Source organism: Rheinheimera texasensis DSM 17496 (genome assembly GCF_000711985.1).
GTDB lineage: Bacteria > Pseudomonadota > Gammaproteobacteria > Enterobacterales > Alteromonadaceae > Pararheinheimera > Pararheinheimera texasensis.
In genome coordinates, this window is record NZ_JONU01000008.1 from 158,832 (window position 1) to 179,784 (window position 20,953).

General features: G+C 52.9%; 17 protein-coding genes. 8 read left to right on the forward strand and 9 right to left on the reverse strand.

Features of this window, described 5'->3' with window-relative positions; genetic code table 11:
- Positions 1-8 precede the first annotated feature (8 nt).
- Genes Q399_RS0106655 through djlA form a run of 3 tightly spaced genes read left to right on the forward strand, consistent with a single transcriptional unit; the run spans position 9 to position 2,484 of the window.
- Complete coding sequence (locus Q399_RS0106655) at positions 9-1,022, forward strand: aminoglycoside phosphotransferase family protein (RefSeq protein WP_031566978.1); 1,014 nt, start codon at positions 9-11, stop codon at positions 1,020-1,022.
- Positions 1,010-1,684 carry an N-acetylmuramate alpha-1-phosphate uridylyltransferase MurU gene (gene murU / locus Q399_RS0106660; protein ID WP_031566980.1) on the forward strand — a complete coding sequence of 225 codons (675 nt, stop codon included), beginning with the start codon at positions 1,010-1,012 and terminating at the stop codon, positions 1,682-1,684. The genes Q399_RS0106655 and murU overlap by 13 nt, the downstream gene beginning before the upstream one ends.
- Positions 1,685-1,686: 2 nt before the next feature.
- Positions 1,687-2,484 (forward strand): co-chaperone DjlA, encoded by a 798-nt coding sequence (djlA, locus tag Q399_RS0106665; RefSeq protein WP_031566982.1) that lies wholly within the window; start codon positions 1,687-1,689, stop codon positions 2,482-2,484.
- Between the two features lie 7 nt (positions 2,485-2,491).
- Here djlA and Q399_RS0106670 read toward each other — a convergent pair whose 3' ends face one another.
- Positions 2,492-2,839 carry a DMT family protein gene (locus Q399_RS0106670; protein ID WP_031566985.1) on the reverse strand — a complete coding sequence of 116 codons (348 nt, stop codon included), beginning with the start codon at positions 2,837-2,839 and terminating at the stop codon, positions 2,492-2,494.
- A 141-nt stretch (positions 2,840-2,980) separates the two neighbouring features.
- On the opposite strand from Q399_RS0106670, the gene Q399_RS0106675 reads away from it, so the two are divergent.
- The gene (locus Q399_RS0106675; protein WP_031566987.1) at positions 2,981-4,540 is read left to right on the forward strand and encodes a methyl-accepting chemotaxis protein; all 1,560 of its coding nucleotides are present in this window, start codon (positions 2,981-2,983) and stop codon (positions 4,538-4,540) included.
- Between the two features lie 15 nt (positions 4,541-4,555).
- On the opposite strand, the gene Q399_RS0106680 is transcribed toward Q399_RS0106675, so the two are convergent.
- The 4 genes from Q399_RS0106680 to rapA form a co-directional block, all read right to left on the reverse strand.
- Complete coding sequence (locus tag Q399_RS0106680; RefSeq protein ID WP_031566990.1) at positions 4,556-5,332, reverse strand: DUF3530 family protein; 777 nt, start codon at positions 5,330-5,332, stop codon at positions 4,556-4,558.
- A gap of 117 nt (positions 5,333-5,449) precedes the next feature.
- A complete protein-coding gene (locus Q399_RS0106685) occupies positions 5,450-6,511 on the reverse strand; it encodes an OmpA family protein (protein WP_031566992.1) in 1,062 nt (353 codons plus the stop codon).
- A 178-nt stretch (positions 6,512-6,689) separates the two neighbouring features.
- Positions 6,690-7,340 (reverse strand): pseudouridine synthase, encoded by a 651-nt coding sequence (locus Q399_RS0106690; protein WP_031566994.1) that lies wholly within the window; start codon positions 7,338-7,340, stop codon positions 6,690-6,692.
- Between the two features lie 9 nt (positions 7,341-7,349).
- Positions 7,350-10,262 (reverse strand): RNA polymerase-associated protein RapA, encoded by a 2,913-nt coding sequence (rapA, locus tag Q399_RS0106695; protein ID WP_211253226.1) that lies wholly within the window; start codon positions 10,260-10,262, stop codon positions 7,350-7,352.
- Between the two features lie 205 nt (positions 10,263-10,467).
- On the opposite strand from rapA, the gene Q399_RS0106700 reads away from it, so the two are divergent.
- From Q399_RS0106700 to Q399_RS0106710, 3 genes are all read left to right on the forward strand, one after another.
- A complete protein-coding gene (locus Q399_RS0106700; RefSeq protein WP_031566999.1) occupies positions 10,468-11,859 on the forward strand; it encodes a PhoH family protein in 1,392 nt (463 codons plus the stop codon).
- Between the two features lie 100 nt (positions 11,860-11,959).
- Positions 11,960-14,395: a hypothetical protein gene (locus Q399_RS0106705; RefSeq protein WP_031567001.1), complete on the forward strand. Its 2,436-nt coding sequence runs from the start codon at positions 11,960-11,962 to the stop codon at positions 14,393-14,395.
- Complete coding sequence (locus Q399_RS0106710; RefSeq protein ID WP_031567003.1) at positions 14,385-15,476, forward strand: hypothetical protein; 1,092 nt, start codon at positions 14,385-14,387, stop codon at positions 15,474-15,476. Before Q399_RS0106705 ends, Q399_RS0106710 begins: the two co-directional genes overlap by 11 nt.
- Here Q399_RS0106710 and Q399_RS0106715 read toward each other — a convergent pair.
- Together Q399_RS0106715 and Q399_RS0106720 are read right to left on the reverse strand one after the other, a co-directional pair.
- Entirely contained in the window at positions 15,442-16,374 is a 933-nt protein-coding gene (locus tag Q399_RS0106715) for a hypothetical protein (protein ID WP_157836247.1), read from the reverse strand. The genes Q399_RS0106710 and Q399_RS0106715 overlap by 35 nt on opposite strands.
- The gene (locus Q399_RS0106720; RefSeq protein WP_031567007.1) at positions 16,371-17,024 is read right to left on the reverse strand and encodes a choice-of-anchor H family protein; all 654 of its coding nucleotides are present in this window, start codon (positions 17,022-17,024) and stop codon (positions 16,371-16,373) included. Before Q399_RS0106720 ends, Q399_RS0106715 begins: the two co-directional genes overlap by 4 nt.
- A 104-nt stretch (positions 17,025-17,128) precedes the next feature.
- Between Q399_RS0106720 and Q399_RS0106725 the strand changes: the two genes are divergently transcribed.
- Complete coding sequence (locus Q399_RS0106725) at positions 17,129-17,956, forward strand: pseudouridine synthase (RefSeq protein WP_031567009.1); 828 nt, start codon at positions 17,129-17,131, stop codon at positions 17,954-17,956.
- Here Q399_RS0106725 and Q399_RS0106730 read toward each other — a convergent pair.
- Positions 17,948-19,936, reverse strand: a complete 1,989-nt coding sequence (locus tag Q399_RS0106730) for a hypothetical protein (protein WP_031567012.1) — start codon at positions 19,934-19,936, stop codon at positions 17,948-17,950. The two genes, Q399_RS0106725 and Q399_RS0106730, sit on opposite strands and share 9 nt — an antisense overlap.
- Entirely contained in the window at positions 19,936-20,922 is a 987-nt protein-coding gene (locus Q399_RS0106735; protein WP_051685824.1) for an NAD(P)-dependent oxidoreductase, read from the reverse strand. The genes Q399_RS0106730 and Q399_RS0106735 overlap by 1 nt, the downstream gene beginning before the upstream one ends.
- Positions 20,923-20,953 lie beyond the last annotated feature (31 nt).

Genomic DNA, 20,953 nt, shown 5'->3' on the forward strand with positions numbered 1-20,953 from the left:
GTGCACAAGTGGCGGAAAGGTTGTCACAAATCCAGAATTTTTTACAGCAGTATCAGGCAGACAGCCACATGCAATGCACCGCGCTGAGCGGGGACGCCAGTTTTCGCCGTTATTGGCGGGTGCAGAGTGGCACTCAGCACTGGATGCTGATGGACGCACCACCGGTGGCGGCAGATTGCTTGCGTTTCATTGCCGTGGCGCGGGCATTGGCCCAAACCGGTTTGAGGGTGCCACAGGTTTTGAAGGCTGAACCGGCCGCCGGGTTGGTGCTAATGGAAGATTTGGGTGACGATTTGCTGCAATTCAGCCTGACTGAGGACAATATGCAGCACTGGTATCGTCAGGCGCTTGCCCTGCTGCCATTGCAGCAACAAGTGCGCGACACGTCTGAGGGCCCGTTGCCGGCATTTGACCGCGCCTTTGTGCTGCGCGAACTACAGATTTTTACCGACTGGTTTTTACCGGTACATCTGCACTTACCGATCGACTCTGCAACCCAAGCCCTGCTCGACACCAGTTTCGGACAAATTGCCGACGAGGTGCTGACGCAACCACAAGCTGGCATGCACCGTGATTTTCATTCACGCAATCTGATGATCCTGCCGGATCGCTCTTTGGCAGTGATCGACTTTCAGGATGCGGTGGTGGGGCCAGTCAGTTATGACGCGGTGTCGCTGCTGCGCGACTGTTATCTGCGCTGGCCTGATGCGGATGTCGCACTGCTGCGGGATGAGTTTTATCAAAGCTTGCAGCAACAGCTATTGGTCCCTGCCGATTATACGCTCGACCAGTTCCGCCGCGCTTTTGACTGGACCGGCCTGCAACGACATCTAAAAGTCTGTGGCATTTTTGCCAGGCTTTATCATCGCGATCACAAAGCTGGTTACCTGGCTGATTTGCCGCGGGTTGTGGGTTACGTTGTTGATATTGCGAAACAGTATCCGGAGCTGTCGGCGTTTAGCCATTGGTTCGAACAAGTGGTGCTGCCACGTTTTGCTGAGGTCAGGGCATGCGGGCAATGATTCTGGCCGCCGGCCGCGGCGAACGGATGCGGCCGTTAACCGACTATCTGCCCAAACCTTTATTAGCCGTTGGCGGACAACCGCTGATTGTGCATCACCTGCAGGCGCTGCATACAGCAGGTATTCAGCATGTGGTGATCAATCATGCCTGGCTGGGCCACAAAATTGAGGCTGAACTGGGTGACGGACAGCAATACGGTTTGCAGATCCAATATTCACCGGAAGGGGCTACCGGACTGGAAACCGCCGGCGGTATCCGACTGGCACTGCCTTTGCTGGGTGATGAGCCGTTTTTGGTGGTCAACGGCGATGTGTTAACCGATTATCCGTTTGCCACGTTGTTTGATGCTTTAAAGCCCGGCAAAACAGCGCATTTGGTATTGGTGCCGAATCCGCCACAACATCCACAGGGTGATTTTGCGCTGCAGCAAGGCCTGGCGCTGGCGGATGGTGATAGCAAATTTACTTTCAGTGGCATTGCGGTATATCGGCCGGAGTTTTTCCGTGAGTTGCCACCAGGGCCGCAAAAATTGGCGCCATTTTTACGCGCTGCCATGGCGCAGCAGCAAGTCAGTGCTGAGCTGTATCATGGCTATTGGGCTGATATTGGTACGCCACAGCGACTGGCTGACGCCGATTCATTCTTCCGCAGCAGGAGCTGATTATGTGGGGCAAGTTATTAGGCGGTTTGTTTGGCCTCGCCATGTTTAAAATACCGGGCCTTATCGCCGGTGTTTTTATTGGTCATTGGTTTGACCGCGGCATGAAGCAACAATTTGAACAAGCCGGTGGTTTTGCTGGCTTAAAACGCGATCAGGGCGACGCGCAAGGGCTGTTTATGTACAGCACTTTTGCGGTGATGGGGCATCTGGCCAAAGCTGATGGCGTGGTAACGCCGGCGCATATTGATAAAGCCGTGGCTTTTATGCAGCAGCTGGGCCTTGGCGCTGCACAGCAGCAGGAAGCACAAAGGGCATTTCGCGAAGGTAAAGCCGCCGATTTTCCGCTACTGCAGCAACTTCAGACATTGCGGCAAGCGTTTCGCTGGCGGCCGGATTTGTTGCAGATGTTCCTCGAGATCCAAATCTCGGTTGCTTATGTTGATGGGCGCTTAAGTGATATTGAACTGAAGTTATTACAGCAAGTCGCTGGCGCCCTGGCGATTTCAAACACCCGGTTGCAGTATTTACTGGGGCGATTTGAAGCCGAAGCGCGTTTTTCCCAGCGCCAGACCCAGCAAACTCCGGCGGCCGATGCGGTTGCGGATGCGTATCAGCTGCTCGGCGTGGCACAGAGCTGCAGCGATAGTGAGCTGAAAAAAGCCTACAAAAAGCAAATGTCACAACATCACCCGGACAAACTGGTGTCACAGGGTTTACCGAAAGAAATGCTTGAACTGGCCAATCAGAAAACCCAGCAAATTCAAGCCGCTTACGAGCTGTTGAAGCAACACCGTGGCTAAGCGTCGCTTAGCCTTTGTGGTAGAACATAAAATACACGGCGCCCAGCAAACAAATCCCGGCATAAACATAATTCAGCTTAAAAGGTTCTTTCATATAGAGCACGGCAAAGGGGATAAACACGGCGAGCGTAATCACTTCCTGTAAGATTTTCAGCTGCGCCAGGCTCAGTATCTGCGAGCCAATCCTGTTCGCCGGCACCATCAACATATATTCGAATAATGCGATGCCCCATGACACCAGAATCGCTACTATCAACGCAGACGACTTCAGGTGTTTCAGATGGCCGTACCAGGCAAAGGTCATAAAAATATTGCTGAGGACCAGCAATCCTATCGTCGTTAAAACCGGTGACATAATTCCTCCCGTCAGAAGATCTGTGCCCTAGTTTACCGCCAGGCCTTTGGATTTGCATTTGTCTATGGCTGAACTACAGTTCTCAAGACAGGTAAATCCTGTATGGATTGTCGGTAAATCCCAGCAAAGGAACAGGACGATATGCGCCAGAATCTGCCAGTGACTCAACACGAAAGAACTTTCCCGTCTGAACAACGTTTAATTTCTGCAACTAACACTTCTGGTCATATTCAGTATTGTAATCAGGCATTTGTGGAAATAAGCGGTTACAGCCGCGATGAGCTGATCAACCAGCCGCATAATCTGGTGCGCCACCCGGACATGCCGCCGGCAGTATTTCAGGGCATGTGGGAGTATCTGAAAGCCGGGAAATGCTGGATGGGGATAGTCAAAAATCGCTGTAAAAATGGTGATTATTATTGGGTGAATGCCTATGTCACGCCGATTTTGCAGCAAAGTAAAGTGGTGGGGTACGAGTCCGTTCGGGTAAAACCGACAGCCGAGCAGGTGCAACGGGCGCAGCAGGTGTATGCAACGCTGGCGCAGGGAGGTAAGGTCAGCTCGTCGCTTGATTTGATGAAGCTTGCGCTGCCGCTGGCAGCCGTTGGCAGCACGGTGGCCGTTGGGCTGGTGGCCGTCACCGCTGGTGCTGTTACAGCCGCTGTCGCGGCTGGCTGTGTGACCGGCGCTGTGGTGGGGTATCTGCAACATCGGACCCGCGAAGCACAGCAGCAACTTTCGTCTCAGCTGAGTAATCCGTTTATGTGCCCGGTTGCAGCGCAGGTTTATACCGGCAAAACCGACTCCTGGGGCTTGCTGGAACTGGCGATGATCACCGACACCGCACATTTGCGCACTGTATTGACCCGGCTGGAAGATGCGGCGCTGACCGCTTCGCGTGAATCGGCGCAGGCGCATCAGCTGTCGCGTAGCACCTTGTCGGTGATTTCTTCCCAGCAACAGGAAACCGAACAAACGGCGACGGCGATGAATCAGATGACGCACACTATCGCTGAGGTGTCGCAGAATGTGCAGCTGACTTCTACTGAGGCATCGAATGCGAATCAGCTCACGGCGAAAGGCCAGGCTGTTGCTGTGCAGACCCGCACCGCTATCGAAAATCTGGCACAGACAGTCCGGGGTATTGCTAAATCTGTGACTGAGCTTGCAACACAAACCGCAAGTATCACACAGGCAGCTGAAATTATTCAGCAAATTGCTGAGCAAACCAATCTACTGGCACTCAATGCTGCGATTGAAGCGGCGCGTGCTGGTGAACAAGGCCGGGGTTTTGCCGTGGTCGCAGATGAAGTCAGACAGCTGGCACAGCGCACTCAACAATCGACTCAGCAGATCAAACAAATTATCTTTAACTTACAAGAGGGTGCACGTAATGCAGTCGCGGCGGCGGATGAAGGTATAGTGGCGACAGAATCCGGAGTGGCGAAAGTGCAGGAAACCGAGCAGACCCTGAATGGGATTATGGACGCGGTGAATCTGATTGCCCGGATGGGGCATCAGATTGCCGTTGCGGTGGAAGAACAGGCGCATGTGTCAGAGGATATCAATCGGCAAGTCAGCCGAATCGCGGATTTGGCGGGTGACGGTTATCAGCAAAGTGAGCAGACGGCAGAAGTCAGCAGTGACTTAGAAAAGAACGCTGAAACGCTGTATCAGCTGGTGGAGCGCTTTAAAAAGTAACTGCTGAACCTGATTTTAATAACCAATGTAACGCAGCCAACCGAGGATCTCCCGGGCCAGCCAGGGATGGTCTTGTTCGACCGAACCCGGCAGTAGCCGTTGCCGGTAAATCTCTTTGATATGTTTTCGCACCAGTTGCAGCCGCAAGCTGCCGCTGTTGCGGGCAAAGGCATTGTCTGTCTGCGGCAGCAGATCCAGCGTGGGGACTTTATGCTGACTTAGGGCTTCGGCGACCTGTTCATTGAGAGTCACATCCTGCATGGCTGCACCAATCAATACCAGTGCCTGTGGTGCCGACAGCTCTTCGTTTTTATACAACTGATTCAGCAAAGCGCCACTGTGGCCAAGGCCAATCACCACGATAGTGCCGGGTTTGCTCTCGGCTTCGGCCATGACGATTTTCAGTCGCGTCAGCAACTGCTGCTGATAAGACAGCAGATTTTCCGTACTGGTTTCTGTCACTGCAGGCGGCACCATCATTGCCGTGGTGTTCCAGCCAAAATCAATTAGGTAATTGCGCAGGTACTCCACAGCTCTTGGGCTGGCTGCATGTTGCGACCAGTCTGGCACCAGAATGACAGTGCCTTTAACAAAGGGCGTCATTGCGGCACGTTGCAAAGTTAAAAAGGATTGTTGGTCAGATTTCAGCGCGTTAATTTGGCTGGCGGCAATTTGCCTTTGTAAATCACTGCTGGTTTGCTGTTCGTCCCAAACCACAGATTCGGCGTGTGAGTGCAAAGCGAAAATACAAAGACTAGTGAGAAAAATGAATTTGCTGAGTGGTTGGAGCATCTGCAAAGTCCGTCAGATAGGCACATTAACAGCAGTATCGGCCTGTCACCGCGCAACTGAAGGCAATTCAGAAAAAACAAAGCCACCCGGAGGTGGCTTTGTCAGTCATACAACGAATTAACGCTGAACAGCTTCTTTTACAGAGGCAGTGACAGTCGCTTCGATACGACGGTTGATCGCGTGAGCAGCTTTTGAGCTACCAGCAGCTTTTGGTTTGGTGATACCGTAACCAACAGCTTTCACACGGCTACGCTCGATACCGTAGTTGTTCACCAGTACGTCTGCAACAGCATCAGCGCGACGTTGAGACAGTGCCAGATTGTAAGCTGGAGTACCGACGTTTGACGCGTGACCACCGATTTCAACATCAGTGTTCGGGAAGCGTTTCAGGAAAGTTGCCAGTTTTTCGATATCAGCATGGTACTGTTCTTTGACCACAGATGAATCATTGTCAAACTGAGCATTCAGCGCGATGCTGACAGAGTTTTCAGTGAAGATTGAACAACCTACAGTGTCTACTTTGTCAGTGATTGGGGTATTTGCGCACTGATCTTTATCATCAGTTACGCCGTCTTGGTCTGCATCGCCAACAGCTGGAGCTGGAGCCGGGGCTGGTTCAGGCGCTGGTGCTGGTTCAGCAGCTGGTGCTGCACCGAAGTTGTAGGTCAAACCCAGTTTCACACCGTGGTCGCCAAAAGCTTTGCTGATGCCCTGATAACGGTTGGCTTCAACGAAGAAGGCAACTTCATCAGTCACAAACATATTCACGCCCATACCGATGTTGGCAGCAGACGCTGAACGGCCTGTGGTGTAGTTCTTCACACCACCGACGAAGTACAGTGGCAGGCTGTCAACGTGGTAAACCAGGTCCATACCCACGCGGTTGCCTTTGATGTCTGCATCAGAGAATTCTGATTCCAGATCCTGACGGACGTATTCCGCACGGATGCCCCAGCTTTCGCTGATACGGTAACCGATGTTCAGGCCAGTGCCGTTGCCGTTGTTCTGACCTTTCCAGTCTAATGATTTAGTTTTGTCGTTGTCCGGTGCGTAGTGCTCCCAGAACACAGAACCGTAAACCCGATCTTGCAGTTCAGCAGCAGTTGGGGCGGCTGATGCTACAGAAGTCATCAGGGGTAAAGCTGCCAGAACGGCAATTGCGCTAGTTTTCAGTTTCATCCATATCTCCTTAGGGGGTTTTCCAACGCGCTAATTTTATTTGATTTGTTTAGATTAAACAAATTTACTGTTGCTTTGCTGAACAAAACGGCTTTTTCGTTGTCAGCATTCGGCGCGTCAGCGGGGCCATGCTAACTGCAGAAGATGAATCTGCGGTTAACGTGAAACAGGTATTTTTCTAGAACGGTGCCGGTGACTCGAACTGTAACCACAGGCCTGTTTCCGGATGTCTCAGGCGTAACATTGCTGCATGTAGCTGTAATCGTTCAGTTTTATCATCAGGCGCAGTGCCGTAAAATTTATCACCACAAATGGGATGCCCTAACCACAGCATATGCACCCGCAGCTGATGTGAGCGGCCGGTGACCGGGGTCAGTCGCACTCGTGTTGCGTTTTCTTCAATCGCCAGTTTTTCGAATAAAGTTTGCGCTGATTTGCCGCGCTGGAAGCAAACCATCTGCTTAGGCCGGTTGGGCCAGTCACAAATCAGTGGCAGGTCGACCATGCCTGATTGGGGCGTTAAATACCCTTCTAGCCTTGCTATGTAGTGTTTTTCAGTTTGCCGTCGCTCAAATTGCCAGTTCAATTGGCGCTGCGCATCCGCAGTCAGCGCCATGACCAGTAAACCTGAAGTCGCCATATCCAGACGGTGTACAGTACGCGCCGTTGGAAAGACACACTGCACCCGCGTTTGCAGGCTGTCCTGATGCTCTACCGCTTTGCCCGGTACGGACAATAGACCACTGGGTTTATTCAGCAGCACTATCGCTTCATCCTGATACAGGATATCCAGATAAGGCGACTGTGGGGGACGGTATTCCAACAGCATCAGCGTCTCTTATTCGTGACTGACGACAATGACCCGTACCGCATCAAACCGCAGCCGTGCTTTGCCAATATATTGGCTGAGCTGTTGCTGACGGTCCTGCAGGTGGGCAATCTCCTCCGGTCGCACCAGTGGGTTCACCTTGGCGAGCGCCTGCAGCCGTTCCTGCTGTGCTTGCAGCTGAGTCTGCATCAGCTGTAGCGCTTCCTGCTGCAGATGTTTCAGCTGAATGTCAGCATAAGCTTCAGCTTTGCCAAGCAGCGGGTGAATGGTGCTTTGTAAAGCGCCAACCAGTTTGCTTGCGGTCTGGCGCCCAACCGGCTTCAGTTGACGGTTGAAGTTGTCAAAAGGCACATTCGGCGCCAGATTTTTGCCGGATTTTTCCAGCAATAAGCGGATTGGCGTCGGTGGCAGATAACGGCCCAGCTGTAACTCGGCCGGGGCAGTGGCTTCCACTAAATAAATACATTCAACAAAAAAGGTACCGGCCGGCAGCTGTTTATTCTGTAACAGTGCAGCCGAGCTGTTGCCCATGGTTTCCTGTGTGACAATATCCAGCGTGCCTTGCACCATCGGGTGGTCCCAGCTTAAGAACTGAATATCTTCCTGCGCCAACGCAGTGGCTCGGTCAAAAGTCACAGTTATGCCGTCTTCATCCAGCATCGGGTAATGGCCTTGCAAGTGCTCGGACGGCGTCAGAATGATGCTGGTGTCGCTGCGGTCATCTTGCTGCACGCCGAGTAAATCCCAGGCTTTGATCATATACAGCGGCAGAATAGTCGCATCATCCTGCGCCCGGACTTGCTCGACCAGCTGTTGCGCCAAACCGCGGCCACTGGAATTAAGTTCCAGCAGCTGGTCGCGGCCTTGTTCCAGCTGTTGTTTCAGCTGCTGATTCAGTGCTGCAGTGTCGCCGATTAAGCTGGTGACGGCCGCGTTGTCAGCAGCTGGCACAGCCAATAAAGGCAGCAAACGCGCCCGCATTTGCTGATAGACTGCGCCGCCGGTCTGACAGGTCGCGTCAAAGGCCTGTAAGCCCTGATGATACCAGTCGAGCAACAGCTGCTGCGGCTGGTCAGTAAAATACGGCAGATGGATCTGAATATCCTGCGTCTGGCCTATCCGGTCTAAGCGGCCAATCCGCTGTTCCAGCAAATCCGGGTTCAGCGGTAAATCAAACAGTACCAGATGATGGGCAAACTGGAAGTTACGGCCTTCAGAGCCTATTTCAGAACAAATCAGCGCCTGGGCGCTTTGGTCATCCTGGGCGAAATAAGCGGCAGCTTTGTCACGGTCAAAAATCGACATGCCTTCATGGAATACGGCGGCGCGAATACCTTCTTTGACCCGCATCGCCTCTTCCAGCGCAATGGCCGTATCGGCGTGGGCGCAAATCACCAGGAATTTTTTGTATTTGTGCTGTTTAATCAGCGCAATCACAGCTTCAACGCGGGGGTCAAACTGCCACCAGCTGGTTTTACTGCCTTCGAATTCCTGATAAATCCGCTCCGGAAATAACAGAGTTTTCGCTTTAAATTCATCGCTTTGGTTTGCCATAAAGCTCAGCTGCACTTTAATGGCATTCTGATACTGCTCTGGCAGCGTTAAACCGATAAAGTGCGGCTGACGCTTGGGGAAACCAGCGATCGCTGAGCGGGTGTTGCGGAACAAAATCCGGCCTGTGCCGTGATGGTCCAGTAACTTGCTGAGTAAGCTGTCAATCGCCTGATCGCGTTCGGTGTCGGCTGCTGCACTGGTTAACAGTGCCAGTTCCTGGCTGATATCCGATTCCTGCAGCAGTTGTTGCAGTGCTTTGGCTGTGGCGGCAGATAACGGAACTTCCTGTTGCAGCGCGCGGGCCAGTGTCGCAACGGCTTTATACTGCTGTTCTTCGGCAACAAAGGCCGGATAGTCGTAAAAACGGTTCGGGTCGAGCAGCCGCAAACGGGCAAAATGGCTTTGATGGCCAAGCTGATCCGGCGTTGCCGTCAATAAAATCACGCCCGGAGTATCCTGCGCCAGCGTTTCGATACGCTGATATTCAGTGCTGGCTTCGGTTTCGCTCCAGCTTAAGTGGTGCGCTTCGTCAACGACCAGCAAATCCCAGTGCGTTTCGGCGGCTGCTTCAAAGGCGGCTTTTTTCCGGGTCAGGAAATCCAGACTGAGCAGCACCAGCTGTTCAGTTTCAAACGGATTACCGCCGTCAGCGGCGGCTTCAGTCAGCCGCTCGTCATCAAAAATGGCGAATTTAAGGTTAAAGCGCCGCAGCATCTCGACCAGCCATTGATGTTGCAGCGACTCGGGCACGACAATAAGCACACGGCTGGCAAGGCCTGACAATAACTGCTGATGGATAATCAGGCCGGCTTCGATGGTTTTGCCCAGGCCCACTTCGTCCGACAACAATACCCGTGGCGCATGGCGCTGCGACACTTCGTTGGCGATATGCAGCTGATGCGGAATCAGGCTTAAACGACCACCCATCAGGCCACGCAGCGGGTTGCGTTGTTGCTGATGCACATGTTGCCAGCTGTGGTAACGCAGTGTGAACCAGTCAAAACGGTCGATTTGGCCGGTGAAAAGCCGGTCCTGTGGCGAGCTGAAACTGATGAAATGGTCAAGAAAGGTTTCGCGCAGGCTGACGGCTTCGCCGTTGTCGGTGCGCTCGCCGTGGTAAACCAGTGTCTGGTTCACTTCTTCGACGCGCTCCACCAGCAAACTGAATTCCTGCGCGCTTTTGACCGTGTCGCCCGGATTAAACTGCACCCGGGTCAAAGGCGCTTCATTCATGGCGTAGAGCCGGGTTTCGCCACTGGCTGGAAACAGGATAGTGACCATCCGGCCGTCGATCCCGACTACTGTACCTAAACCTAAGTCCGATTCCGCGTCGCTGATCCAGCGCTGTCCAAGGGCAAATTTCATCATTATCCGGGTCACTTCTGAAAAGGGGCGCTATGGTACTGAAATTCCCGGCAAACTGCATCCGCCATAGCGGGAATTTTTCAGCACGGTCCGAGTCATAAATGAAAAGCTTTATATCGTCACAAGATTGTCATCCATGGCACAGATTCTTGCTCTAAATTAAACAGGAACCCGCCGGGTTTTATTTTCCGCTGCTAAGGAGCTGCATATGGCGCGAAGAAGAAGTAAAGACATAAAAATCTACGTCCTCGATACCAACATCCTGCTGCACGAACCCTTCGCTTTTTTAAACTTTCAGGAACACGACGTCGTCATCCCGATGACAGTGCTAGAAGAATTAGACCATATTAAAGACAAACACAAAGATGTCAGCCGTGAAGCCCGCGTCGCGATCCGCGCGCTGGAAGACGTGTTAAAAGACGCTTCACCGGAGCAAATGCTACAAGGGGTACAATTGCCGCAACATGGTGAGCGCAAAGCCAGCGGCCATTTGTTTATCGTCAACGACCATCATATCAGCGACCAAATTCCCGGCTTGCCCGGCGGCGAAAATGACCATCTGATCATCAATACCGCTTTGTTTTTGCAACGGGAAAAAGCCCCGGTCAAAGTCATCCTCGTGACCAAAGACATCAATATGCGCCTCAAAGCCAAAGGCGCTGGTTTAAAGCTGGTGGAAGATTACCGCACCGACCAGCTGATCGACGATGTGCGGTTTTTATATAAAGGTTATTTTAAATTCGCCGGCGATTTCTGGAGTCAGGTCAAAGATTGCCGCAGCGAAAACGAAGGCCGCGAAACTTACCATTATTTGCCACGTAATTTATTGCCAAACGCTTATATCAACGAATATCTGGTCGATGAACACGAAACTTTTGCCGGCCGCGTGGTCGCCATCATGGACCAGCAAATCAAAGTGCTGGATTTAGGTTTCGAGCGGCTGATGCACCGCCATGCCTGGGGCATTCATCCGAAAAATGTCTATCAGGCGATGGCGCTCAATGCGTTATTGGACCCGGATATGGACCTGGTGATCCTGACGGGGCCTGCCGGTTGCGGCAAAACCTTATTAGCGCTGGCTGCGGCGCTGGAGCTGGTGATTGAACGTGGCATGTATGACAAAGTGATTGTCACGCGTAACACGCCGGAAATCGCTGAATCTATAGGCTTTTTGCCAGGTACAGAAGAAGAGAAAATGGCGCCGTGGCTGGCTGCCATCACCGACTCGCTGGAAGTGCTGCACAAAACCGACGAACATCCGCATGCCAGCGTTAACTACATTATGGACAAAGCCAATATTCAGTTTAAGTCAGTGAATTTTATGCGTGGTCGCAGTATTCAGAATGCGATAGTGCTTTTGGATGAGTGTCAGAACTTAAGCGCGGCACAGCTGAAAACCATCATCACACGCTGTGGCGAAGGCACTAAGTTGATTTGCTCAGGCAACCTGTCGCAAATCGACAGCAACTATCTGACCGCAGTGACTTCAGGTCTGACCTACATCGTCGAGCGCTTCAAAAACTTTGAGGGCAGTACCACCATCAACCTCAATGGCGTGGTGCGCAGCCGGCTGGCGTCCTTTGCCGAGGCGAATCTGTAGCGGTTTTACAGATGTTAACAGATTGACTTGCCGGCGTAATCCGTTAGGCTAGTCAGTCTGTTGTTTCGTCAGTCAACGTGCACAAGGATGCCTCCCCACCGTGAAACTGTTTTCCTGGTCCAGTCTGTTTTTTATCTTGTCGCTCAGTTTTTTGTGGGGCTGTGGGTATTGGGTCTGGTTACAGACCAACCAGAGTCAGCAAACCCAGCTGACAAGTCAATTAAGTCTGCAACTGGAACGCAGCGAAGTGTTGCTGGAAGACTGGCAACGCAATTACCGTCTGCACCTGGATTATCTGCGCGCCGATCTGGCGAAAACGACGCCGCCATCCACTGATAATGTAATGTACGACCCCTGGCAGGAACTGGATGACAAAATCCAGCATGCGCCCTGGCCTGACGCCCTGCTGGGCTATGCGCTGCTCGATGAAAGTGGCCGGGCGGTGCGGCTCAGTAACAGTGCTGCTGGTCAGTTGTTTGCAATCACCAATACTGATTTCAGCAGCAATCATCAGTTCCTGACACCTATGGTATTGCCGGCACAATGGGTGGCGCCGGTGCATCTGGAATTCAATGCACAACATCTGTTGTTCTGGTTTGATCTGGCGGCACTGAAACAGAAACTGCTGAAAGCCCAGCAACAAGCGGCCGGCGAAATTTTATTAGTGTCTGCGACCGGACAACTGGTGTCGCCGAGTCGTTATCAACAGACGTTACTGGCGCGTTTTGGGCTGACTGATCTGCGGGATGACCAAAGCCTGAAGTTTCAGCTGAAGCGACCACCGGAAGATTTGACGCGTAGTCATCAGCGCTATGACGGCAGCATGGCCTGGCCCGCGACGCCGCTGGCGCAAGCCATGACTGCGACCAAGCAGGGACAAACCGCTTTATTTGTACCCAACTATCTTGGCAGGCCCAGTGTTGCCAGCTGGCGCTGGTCAGATGGCTGGCAGGCGTATCTGGTGGCCGAACGTGATTTATCCGGCTTACAACAGCAACGTAAACAGCTGCGGCAGTATTTGCTGGCCGGGCTGTCGGCACTGAGTGCCGTGTTATTGGTGTTGTTCTGGTTAATTCAACGGGGTGTTCGGGTACAAGATATCACAGTGGTCAAGCTGCCCGATCCTGAGCCGGCAGGAATCGCAGCAAACGAGTCGGCCAGTGCGCCCGAGCAGACAAATCGTGAAACTGAATTAATGGCTTCGACTGAACCCATCAGTGCAATCGCGCCTGTAGAGCCAGAAATGCAATCGTCGTTAGCAACGGCAACACAATTAATGCATGCCTGGATGTCACAGTCGTGCACTGATCCGGCTTTGCGTGCAGCGTCTGCGTGCTGGCTGCAGCAGCGGCCGGGTGAGAAAAATGGGCTTGTGGGTTGTCAGCTGCGTTTGCAGCTCAGTATCTGGTTAAGCAAAGTGCAGTTACAGCTGCCGGCAAAAGCGGTGTTGTTTGAGATGGCCGCCGACATTCCGGCATGGGCGGCGCTTGATACCACAGCACTGCGTGCGGCGCTGGAGTGGGTTGTCCAGTTCCGCACGCAACAACATGACGTCAGCACAGTGCTTATCAAAGCGCTGCTTACGACAACAGAGCAGATACAACTTGAGATCTGTGATGACGGAGAAACCGTGGCCCCCGGACAGTGGTTGACCTTGTTACAACCCGGAACAGATACTGCGACATGGCCAGAGCCACTGCGCGCGCTACAGGCAGCCGGCGGCCATCTGAGTGCGGCGCAACAGCAATTCAGCGGTAATAAGTTGTTGTTGACTTTACCGCTCCAGATTTGGGCTCCTGTCGTTGCAGGGTCTGAATTACAGCTGGTCGACGGCGCCGCGCTGTTATTGTGTCCGCCGGGTGATGCCCAACAGCTGTACCGTCGAATGATAAAACAAACCGGACTGGCACTGATGCCACTGGACGATGCCGCGCAGTTTATGCAGTGGTGCAGTGTACAAAACGATGCCCGTCTGGATTATCTCATCCTGGATGAAAGTTTTATCAACGCGGATTTGCAAATTGCTGCACAGGTATTTCAGGTGGTCCGGCGCTATTTTCCGCAATTGTCTGTGCTGGTGCTGGTACGTGACCCGTTACTATGGCTGGATTTACAGCAGCAATTTCAGTTGCGCCTGGTCGTTAAACCGGTTTTAAGCCGAGATCTGCAGCAGGCATTGCTGGTGCAAGAGGCCGTGGTACTCAGGCCTGTCGCCTGGCCGGTGTTTTTTGAAGCCAATGACCCGATTGAAGATTGGTTGCTGCAACAGCAGCTTACCGTACTTGGCTTTGTGCCGGTTTTGCTTGAGCCGGAACAGCAGTTACCTGCCAATTCGCTGCTGATGCTGCGGCTGGAAAACCGTGCCCGCTGGCAACCTCATCTGCAACAGCGGTCAATACTCTGGTACACCGCACAGCCAATCGCGCTGGAAGGCGATGAAGACGAGCAACTGGTCTGGACTTTCAGTCAGGGGCTTGCCTCACTCAGCCAACGATTATTTCAACTCTCAAAAAGATTAATTACGGATGAAAATTAGCAACCCGCTGTTAAACGAACAAAAACGACTCCGCCGCAACAGTTTTGTGTTGTTGCTTGTATTGGCATTTGCCATGGCCTTGCTGGATTACCTGGTGGCATTGTCTGAACGGCTCGATCTGCGCCAGGCGCAGCTTAACGCGGCGACCGCCGATTTCGACCATCAGCTGTTACCACTATTACATCTGGCCACTGTCTTCCAACACGAAGCAGGCCAGTTGCTGCAAAAGCCGGCGACTGCAGTGCCGCAATTAATCGCACAGCAAATGGCACTGAAAGTTACTGAGCAAGATAATAATGCGAAGCCGTTGTCGGCAGATGAAATCTCAATGTTGAATCAACTGGAGCCTTGGTTTCGGCAGCAGCTTAAAACCAGCCGCTACCTGCTGAATATTTCGTATATTTCGGAAGGACAACAGTGGGTCCATTTTACTGACGCTGACGCGCGATCGGTGGAACTGGCGACTATTGCAGCAAAACAAATCAATGCAATGGCCCATCTGCAGCTGAACAGCACCTCAGCTAACATGCTGGTGCTGGATGAGCTTAAACAGCGTTACGCCCTGCATATTCCGGTGCGGCAGGACAAAAATCTGGTCGGCCATTTATTGTTGGAAGTAGATTTATTGTCAATGCTGCAGCAAGTCAAAATGACACAACATGGCGCAATGCTGATGCTGATGGATAAAGTGGGTAAGGTTCTGCTGGCAACACAGGATGGTCAGCTGGCAGACAGCAGCAGTTATAATGGTTCGGATCAGAATGACAGCTTGCAGCATCTGGAAGCTTTGCCCTTTGCATTGCACATCCAGCCTGACAGCGCCGCCGATACTAAGGCTGAATTGCTGCGGTTTGCAACCGAAGTGGCGTTGTATCTTGTACCTATGTGGCTGTTATATTTGTATATGCTGACCCGCTTTAAACGCAAAGTGTTGCGTCCATTTGCCCGGCTATTGATCCACATTGCCCGCTTGGAACGGGGCGATGTGCAAGGCGTGCGCCATGTGCCTGTGGAATGGGATTCAGTCTTTAAACAAGCTGAACAACTCAGGGATCGAGGGTTGGAAAAGTCCGCTGACTAAACTGTTTGCTTTGCAAGGCCGCCTGATATTCTGCACCAACCTGACCCAGCTTCAGCTGGGCTGGTCCGGTCGGGTCGATTAGCAGTAAAGAAGAATCGGCAAAATCAATCACTTGTTCTGTATCTGTTGCCGGTACTTGCGCTGCTATCACCGCGTGATTGGGCAGATAGATGATTTTGATCATCAGGGTTGGAAAAATCAGTCGCATCACGGTTGCCCACAATACGGCTTTGCTGTCGCAGTCACCGCTGTGATCAAAAATGAGCTGCACCGGCGGCGCATAGCCATTGCCGTTGGATTCGATGCGGTTATCGAGATCGCGATACGGAATTTGCTGGACCCAGGCAGTGAGCTGCGCGGCAATTTGGCGAATATTGTTTTTGCCATAATTGGCGATAAAAGCGTCGGCGACCGGTTGCAGTTGCCCGAGTGCGTCCTGCATAAACAGCAGGTGGTCCGGGATCACGCCTTTGCCTTTGATCGGGTCATCGAGCAGGTAATAATAGCCTTTTGCCAGATAGTCATTCAGCGCTTTCTGTTGTTCTGCAGCCAATGTTGCCATCATCTCCCGGGCTTTTTCCGGTTCAGCAGCCTGGACACTATATTGCAGAGGTAAATTCGGCGGTGAGAACTGGACCCGGGCGCCATTGTGTTGCAATGCTGCAGCCTTACGCAGCAATGCGTGTCTGACGGCCTGATCTGCCATGTGCGGCATATAACGCCGCATCCCGCGATATTGATTGAGTAATTTGTTGTCGAGTTTAAAGCTTAAGGTTGAGCTGGCACTGATCTGATAAATGAATTCAGTCGTCTGGCCTTCACTGATGCGCTGCAGCTGCATCTGTGCGGATACAGTACTGCAGCTGAGCAGCAACACAAAACATAGAGCTCGTTTCACTGGCGATGAGTCCGGCGTTTCAGATACAGCCAGCTTAATGCGATTGGCCAGAAAAAGCCAAGACTGCCACCCGAACTTTCATGCACTATGACGCTGACGGGTGTGTCGGCATAGACGTCCTCCAGTGCCATATTATTAAGTGCTGCAGCTTCGTTACCGGTGATGATGGCTAAAGTTCTGCCATCGCGGGCATCCCTCAATTCAATTTTGAGTTTGAAATACCCTCGGGGTAAGTCTGTTATATCAGTGTCAATCGCAAGCCAGTCACTGCGGCTACTACCGTACAAAGTAAAAATACTGCTGGTGTGAAAAATCCGGTTTACACCCGGGCCAATCAAACTGTAAACAGCATAAGCAGGCTGTTCACTGAACTGAGTGTTGGCATCAAATCGGACATACAGGTGTGAATAAAAACGATCGCCATCTCGATCGTTTTTTAATGTTAAATCAATGGAGTCGAACCAGGTCGAGCTGCTGAAATCCTGATTCAGTGTGATGGCGGCCGGGGCTGTCGCCGCATCAGTATTGGCGGCGGCGACGCTGGCATCGAGATGCATTTCGCGGGTTGGGAGTGGTTGTTCTGTCAGTTCTGCGGCAGATAACTGATAACTGGTCAACGCGATTAAACAGGCAAACAGACGGTTTTTCATAGCTGATTCTCCGGGGGCTTTGGTATTATCCTCGTCCCCAGGCTCTGAATCCCGGCTGAATTGCTGCAGGGCTGCTGAATTATTGTTAAAAAGCTGAATTATTTATGAAATTAACCCGACGCATCCCGGTCACTGCGCCCGGTCAGGCGATAGATTTGTTGGTTCAGGCATGTCCGGAACTTTCCAAAGGCCGGCTGAAAGACGCGATGAATAAAGGCGCAGTGCAGCTGGTGCAAGGCAAGCAACATAAAAGGTTGCGCCGGGCGCAAAGCGAAGTGAGCAGCGGGGCTGTGCTGGAGCTGCATTATGATGAGGATATTCTGCAGCGTAAAGCGCCCGAGCCGGTGTTGCTTGCCGATGAACGTAGTTACAGCGTTTGGTTTAAACCGGCAGGTCTGTTGTCGCAAGGTAATGAATGGGGCGATCATCTGGCGTTGTTGCGACAGGTTGAACAACATTTTACTAATCAGCGCCCGGTGTTTTTGCTGCACCGGCTGGACCGGGAAGCCAGCGGGCTGGTGCTGATTGCCCATCACAAAACGATGGCAGCGACTTTAAGTCAGTTGATCCAACAGCAGCGCATCAGCAAGACTTATCGCATCACAGTCTTAGGAAAAGTACTACCTGCCTTGTTGCAACAAGGAGAAATTAGTCTTCCGCTGGATGGCAAAGCCTGTTGTACCAGGTTTAATTTCGCTGCTGAGCTACAGAACCCGCCACGCACTGTGCTTGATGTGGCGCTGATTAGCGGGCGTAAACATCAGATCCGCCGGCATTTTGCGGCAGTGGGTCATCCGGTAATGGGTGACCCGCAATATGGACAGGGTAATCAGGACGCCGCCGGCCTTGCGCTGCAAGCCGTGCGACTGGCGTTTGAGTTACCGGGCAAAGGCTTGCGGGAATACGCAGTCCCAGCCACTTTATTACGTTGAGGCGCCCTGCGCCTGTGGCGTCAGCGGCCGGAATTGCAGCTGCAACAATCCGAGCGTCAGAGCATTGTTGATATCCTGGCGTAAGTTATCTGCCTGCCAGCTGCATGGTGCCGGCTGGGTTGCGGTCAGCTGGAAATATAAAATCTGAGCTGGCGTTGCAATCTGCTGTTGCCAGCTGTACCAGACCAGTTCCCGTAAGCCGTTAAGGTCCGCTTCCTGCCAGTCATTGCCAAGCAAAGTCCCGAGCTGGCCCTGCCAAATCCGCATGGCTGGCTGCTCAGGCAATTGTTGCTGGATACCCAGTAAGGCTTGTTGCAGTTGCTGCAGCCATTGTTCGTCAGGCTGGCGCACCGATAACCACAGTACATCGGTGTGGACTGTAGAATCCAATAACTGCGGCCCGCGCAGTTGCTCCAGCAGACGACGGATAGCTTTGCGCAGTCTTTGTTCGCCCGCTTTCAGTTTGTATTCACTGATTTGCTGGATTTGGACGGCGAATAAACAAACTGACGCGTCCTTTTGCTGATCTTTGCGCAGCTGCCGGGTAAATTCGGCCCAATCCCTCAGCCAGACCTGCCCGGTAGGCGCTGCCAGCTGTTGCCGTTGGCGCCGCAGCAGAACTCCCCCGATACCGAGCCAGCTGGCCAGTAAGGTCACGAGTAATGCCCAGGTGCTGGTTTGCCACTGATTGTGTTGCAAGCCTGTGTGTTGCAATTGTTGCTGTTGTTGCAAGTCGGCACTGAGCTGTTGCAGCTGTTGTCGCTGTTGATTCGCCTGGATCTCGAATTGTGCTTTGCTGGCCGCGACAGCTGCCTGATACGCTTGTTGCCATTCGCCGCTGCTGGCATGGATCCGCGACAGTACGTCCCAGTATTTGCGTTGTAAAAACACCGGTTGCTGGTCGATTTGCAAATCCTGCGGCAGATAAGCCCGGGCTTTGGCCAGTTGCTGTTGTTGTAAGGCCACTTCAGTCAGGGCGACGCTGGTTTCATGTTGCATGCTACGGTTACCGAGCTGCTGAAACAGCTGCGCAGCTTTCAGGAATTGCTGTTCTGCCTGAGCCGGTTGCTGCTGTGCCAGCGATAACTGTGCTTCGGCAGATAATAATTGGGCGGTCAGATAAGGGTCTTTCAGCTCGGCCAGCAATTTTTGCGCTTTTTCGACGGTAGCTGCGGCTTTGCTCAGTTCACCTGTTTGCCTGTAGTGTTCAATTTGGGTCAAAAAGACCGTCGTCAGCTGGTTACGTCGCTCTGGCATCTGCAAAAACTGTTCGGCCTGCAGCAGGTGGTCGCCAGCTAAAGCATAAAGTTCCAGTTTGTCATAGGCCATGCCCAGACGCAGATGGATGGAGCCAATGGATGCTTTATCGCCGCTGCGCTGTGCAAGTTCTAACGCCCGGCTCAGCTGCTGCTGTGCCAGCGTGAAGTTGTTTTGTTGCAATGCCAGCCGGCCAGCCGTGATGCGGCTTTTTAACTCGGCATTTTCCAGCAGGAACTCAGTCGCTATGGCCACGCTGAGTTCGGCATATTTTAACGCCTGGGTAATGTCACCACGCTGGTTGTAACCTTGAGCAAAGCTCTCATAAAGACTTGTTTGCAGTTCTGGCTTGTCGTCGCCATGATATGAATCCAGCGCTGCTTCAGCCAGCTTTAGCTGTTCCAGCGCAGCCTTGCTGTCACGGAACATAATGCCGTATACCAAGGCTTTGTGGTGCAGTGCTTCAACTTTCTGTACCGCACTGAGCGTGCCGGCCAGTGCTTTATTAACCGCAGCGAGAGCCCCTTCTTTATTCAGTAGCTTCATGTAGCCATAGCTGAGCAGCAGCCAGTATTCAGCTGTTTGCCCGGCGGCAGGCAGCGCACTGAGTTTATTCACCGTGGCTTTTGCGTCGGCTTCGATGTTTTTGCGTTCGGCCTGAAAATCCAGTGCAGTCGCATGGCTAAGCCAGAACAGGGCAGGGATCAGGCAAATCAAACGCATCAGCAGCTCCGGGAAGAGGGACAAGTATCGATGATATTGCATGTCCGTACCGGGGTGCCAGCATTAAATGCGAGGATATTTTCCGTCAGCTGGCCAACCAGTCGTTGCATAGATTCTGTGGTCGCCCATGCCAGGTGCGGGCTCAGCAACAGATTTGGCAGTCGGGTCCGCAAGAAGGGGTGATTCAGGTCTGGCGGCTCGGTGCAAAGCACGTCTAACGCGGCACCAGCCAGTTGTTTTTGCTGTAACGCCTGCAGCAGTGCCGCTTCATCAATCAGCGCACCGCGCGCTGTATTAATCAGCAAGGCTTGAGGTTTCAGCCAGCTCAGTTGTTCTGCGCCAAGTAACGGCGATGCGCCGGCAACCGACGGACAATGCAGACTTAACACATCTGCCTGGGCCAGTGCGTCACGGAAGTGCACCCGGCCCGGCCGGATGGTTAGCGCATCCGGTCGTTCCGCCACACAGATTTGCATGCCAAAAGCCCGGGCTAACGCCGCGGTGGCCTGACCTAGCCCGCCATAACCCACCACGGTAAAAATCTTGCCAGCCAGACTTTGGATCGGTTGCTGATGCAGGCAAAACACCGGGCTGCGGCTCCAGTCGCCGCGATAAACCGCCTGTTGCTGCAACACAATCTGGTTATTCAGCGCCAACAGCAGCGCCATGGCGTGTTGCGGCACGGCATCGAGCGCATAATCCCGCACATTACAAACCTGAATATTGCGGGCGGTGGCGGCCGCCAGGTCGACATTATTGGTGCCGGTTGCGGCGACACAAATCAGCTTCAACTGCGGAGCCTGCGCGAGCATGGCGGCATCGAGCAGCACTTTATTGCTGATCACGACAGTGGCCTGCTGCAGCCGGGCCGGCAGTTCTGCGGCTGTAGTTGATGGGTATAGCTGCAGGGTACAGCCGGGGAGCTGCAGTAGCGATAAATCCACGCCTTGCAGCGTGTCCGCATCCAGCAACACAATGTGATGCATAGAACTTTGTCCATCTTTGGCAAAAGGTTGC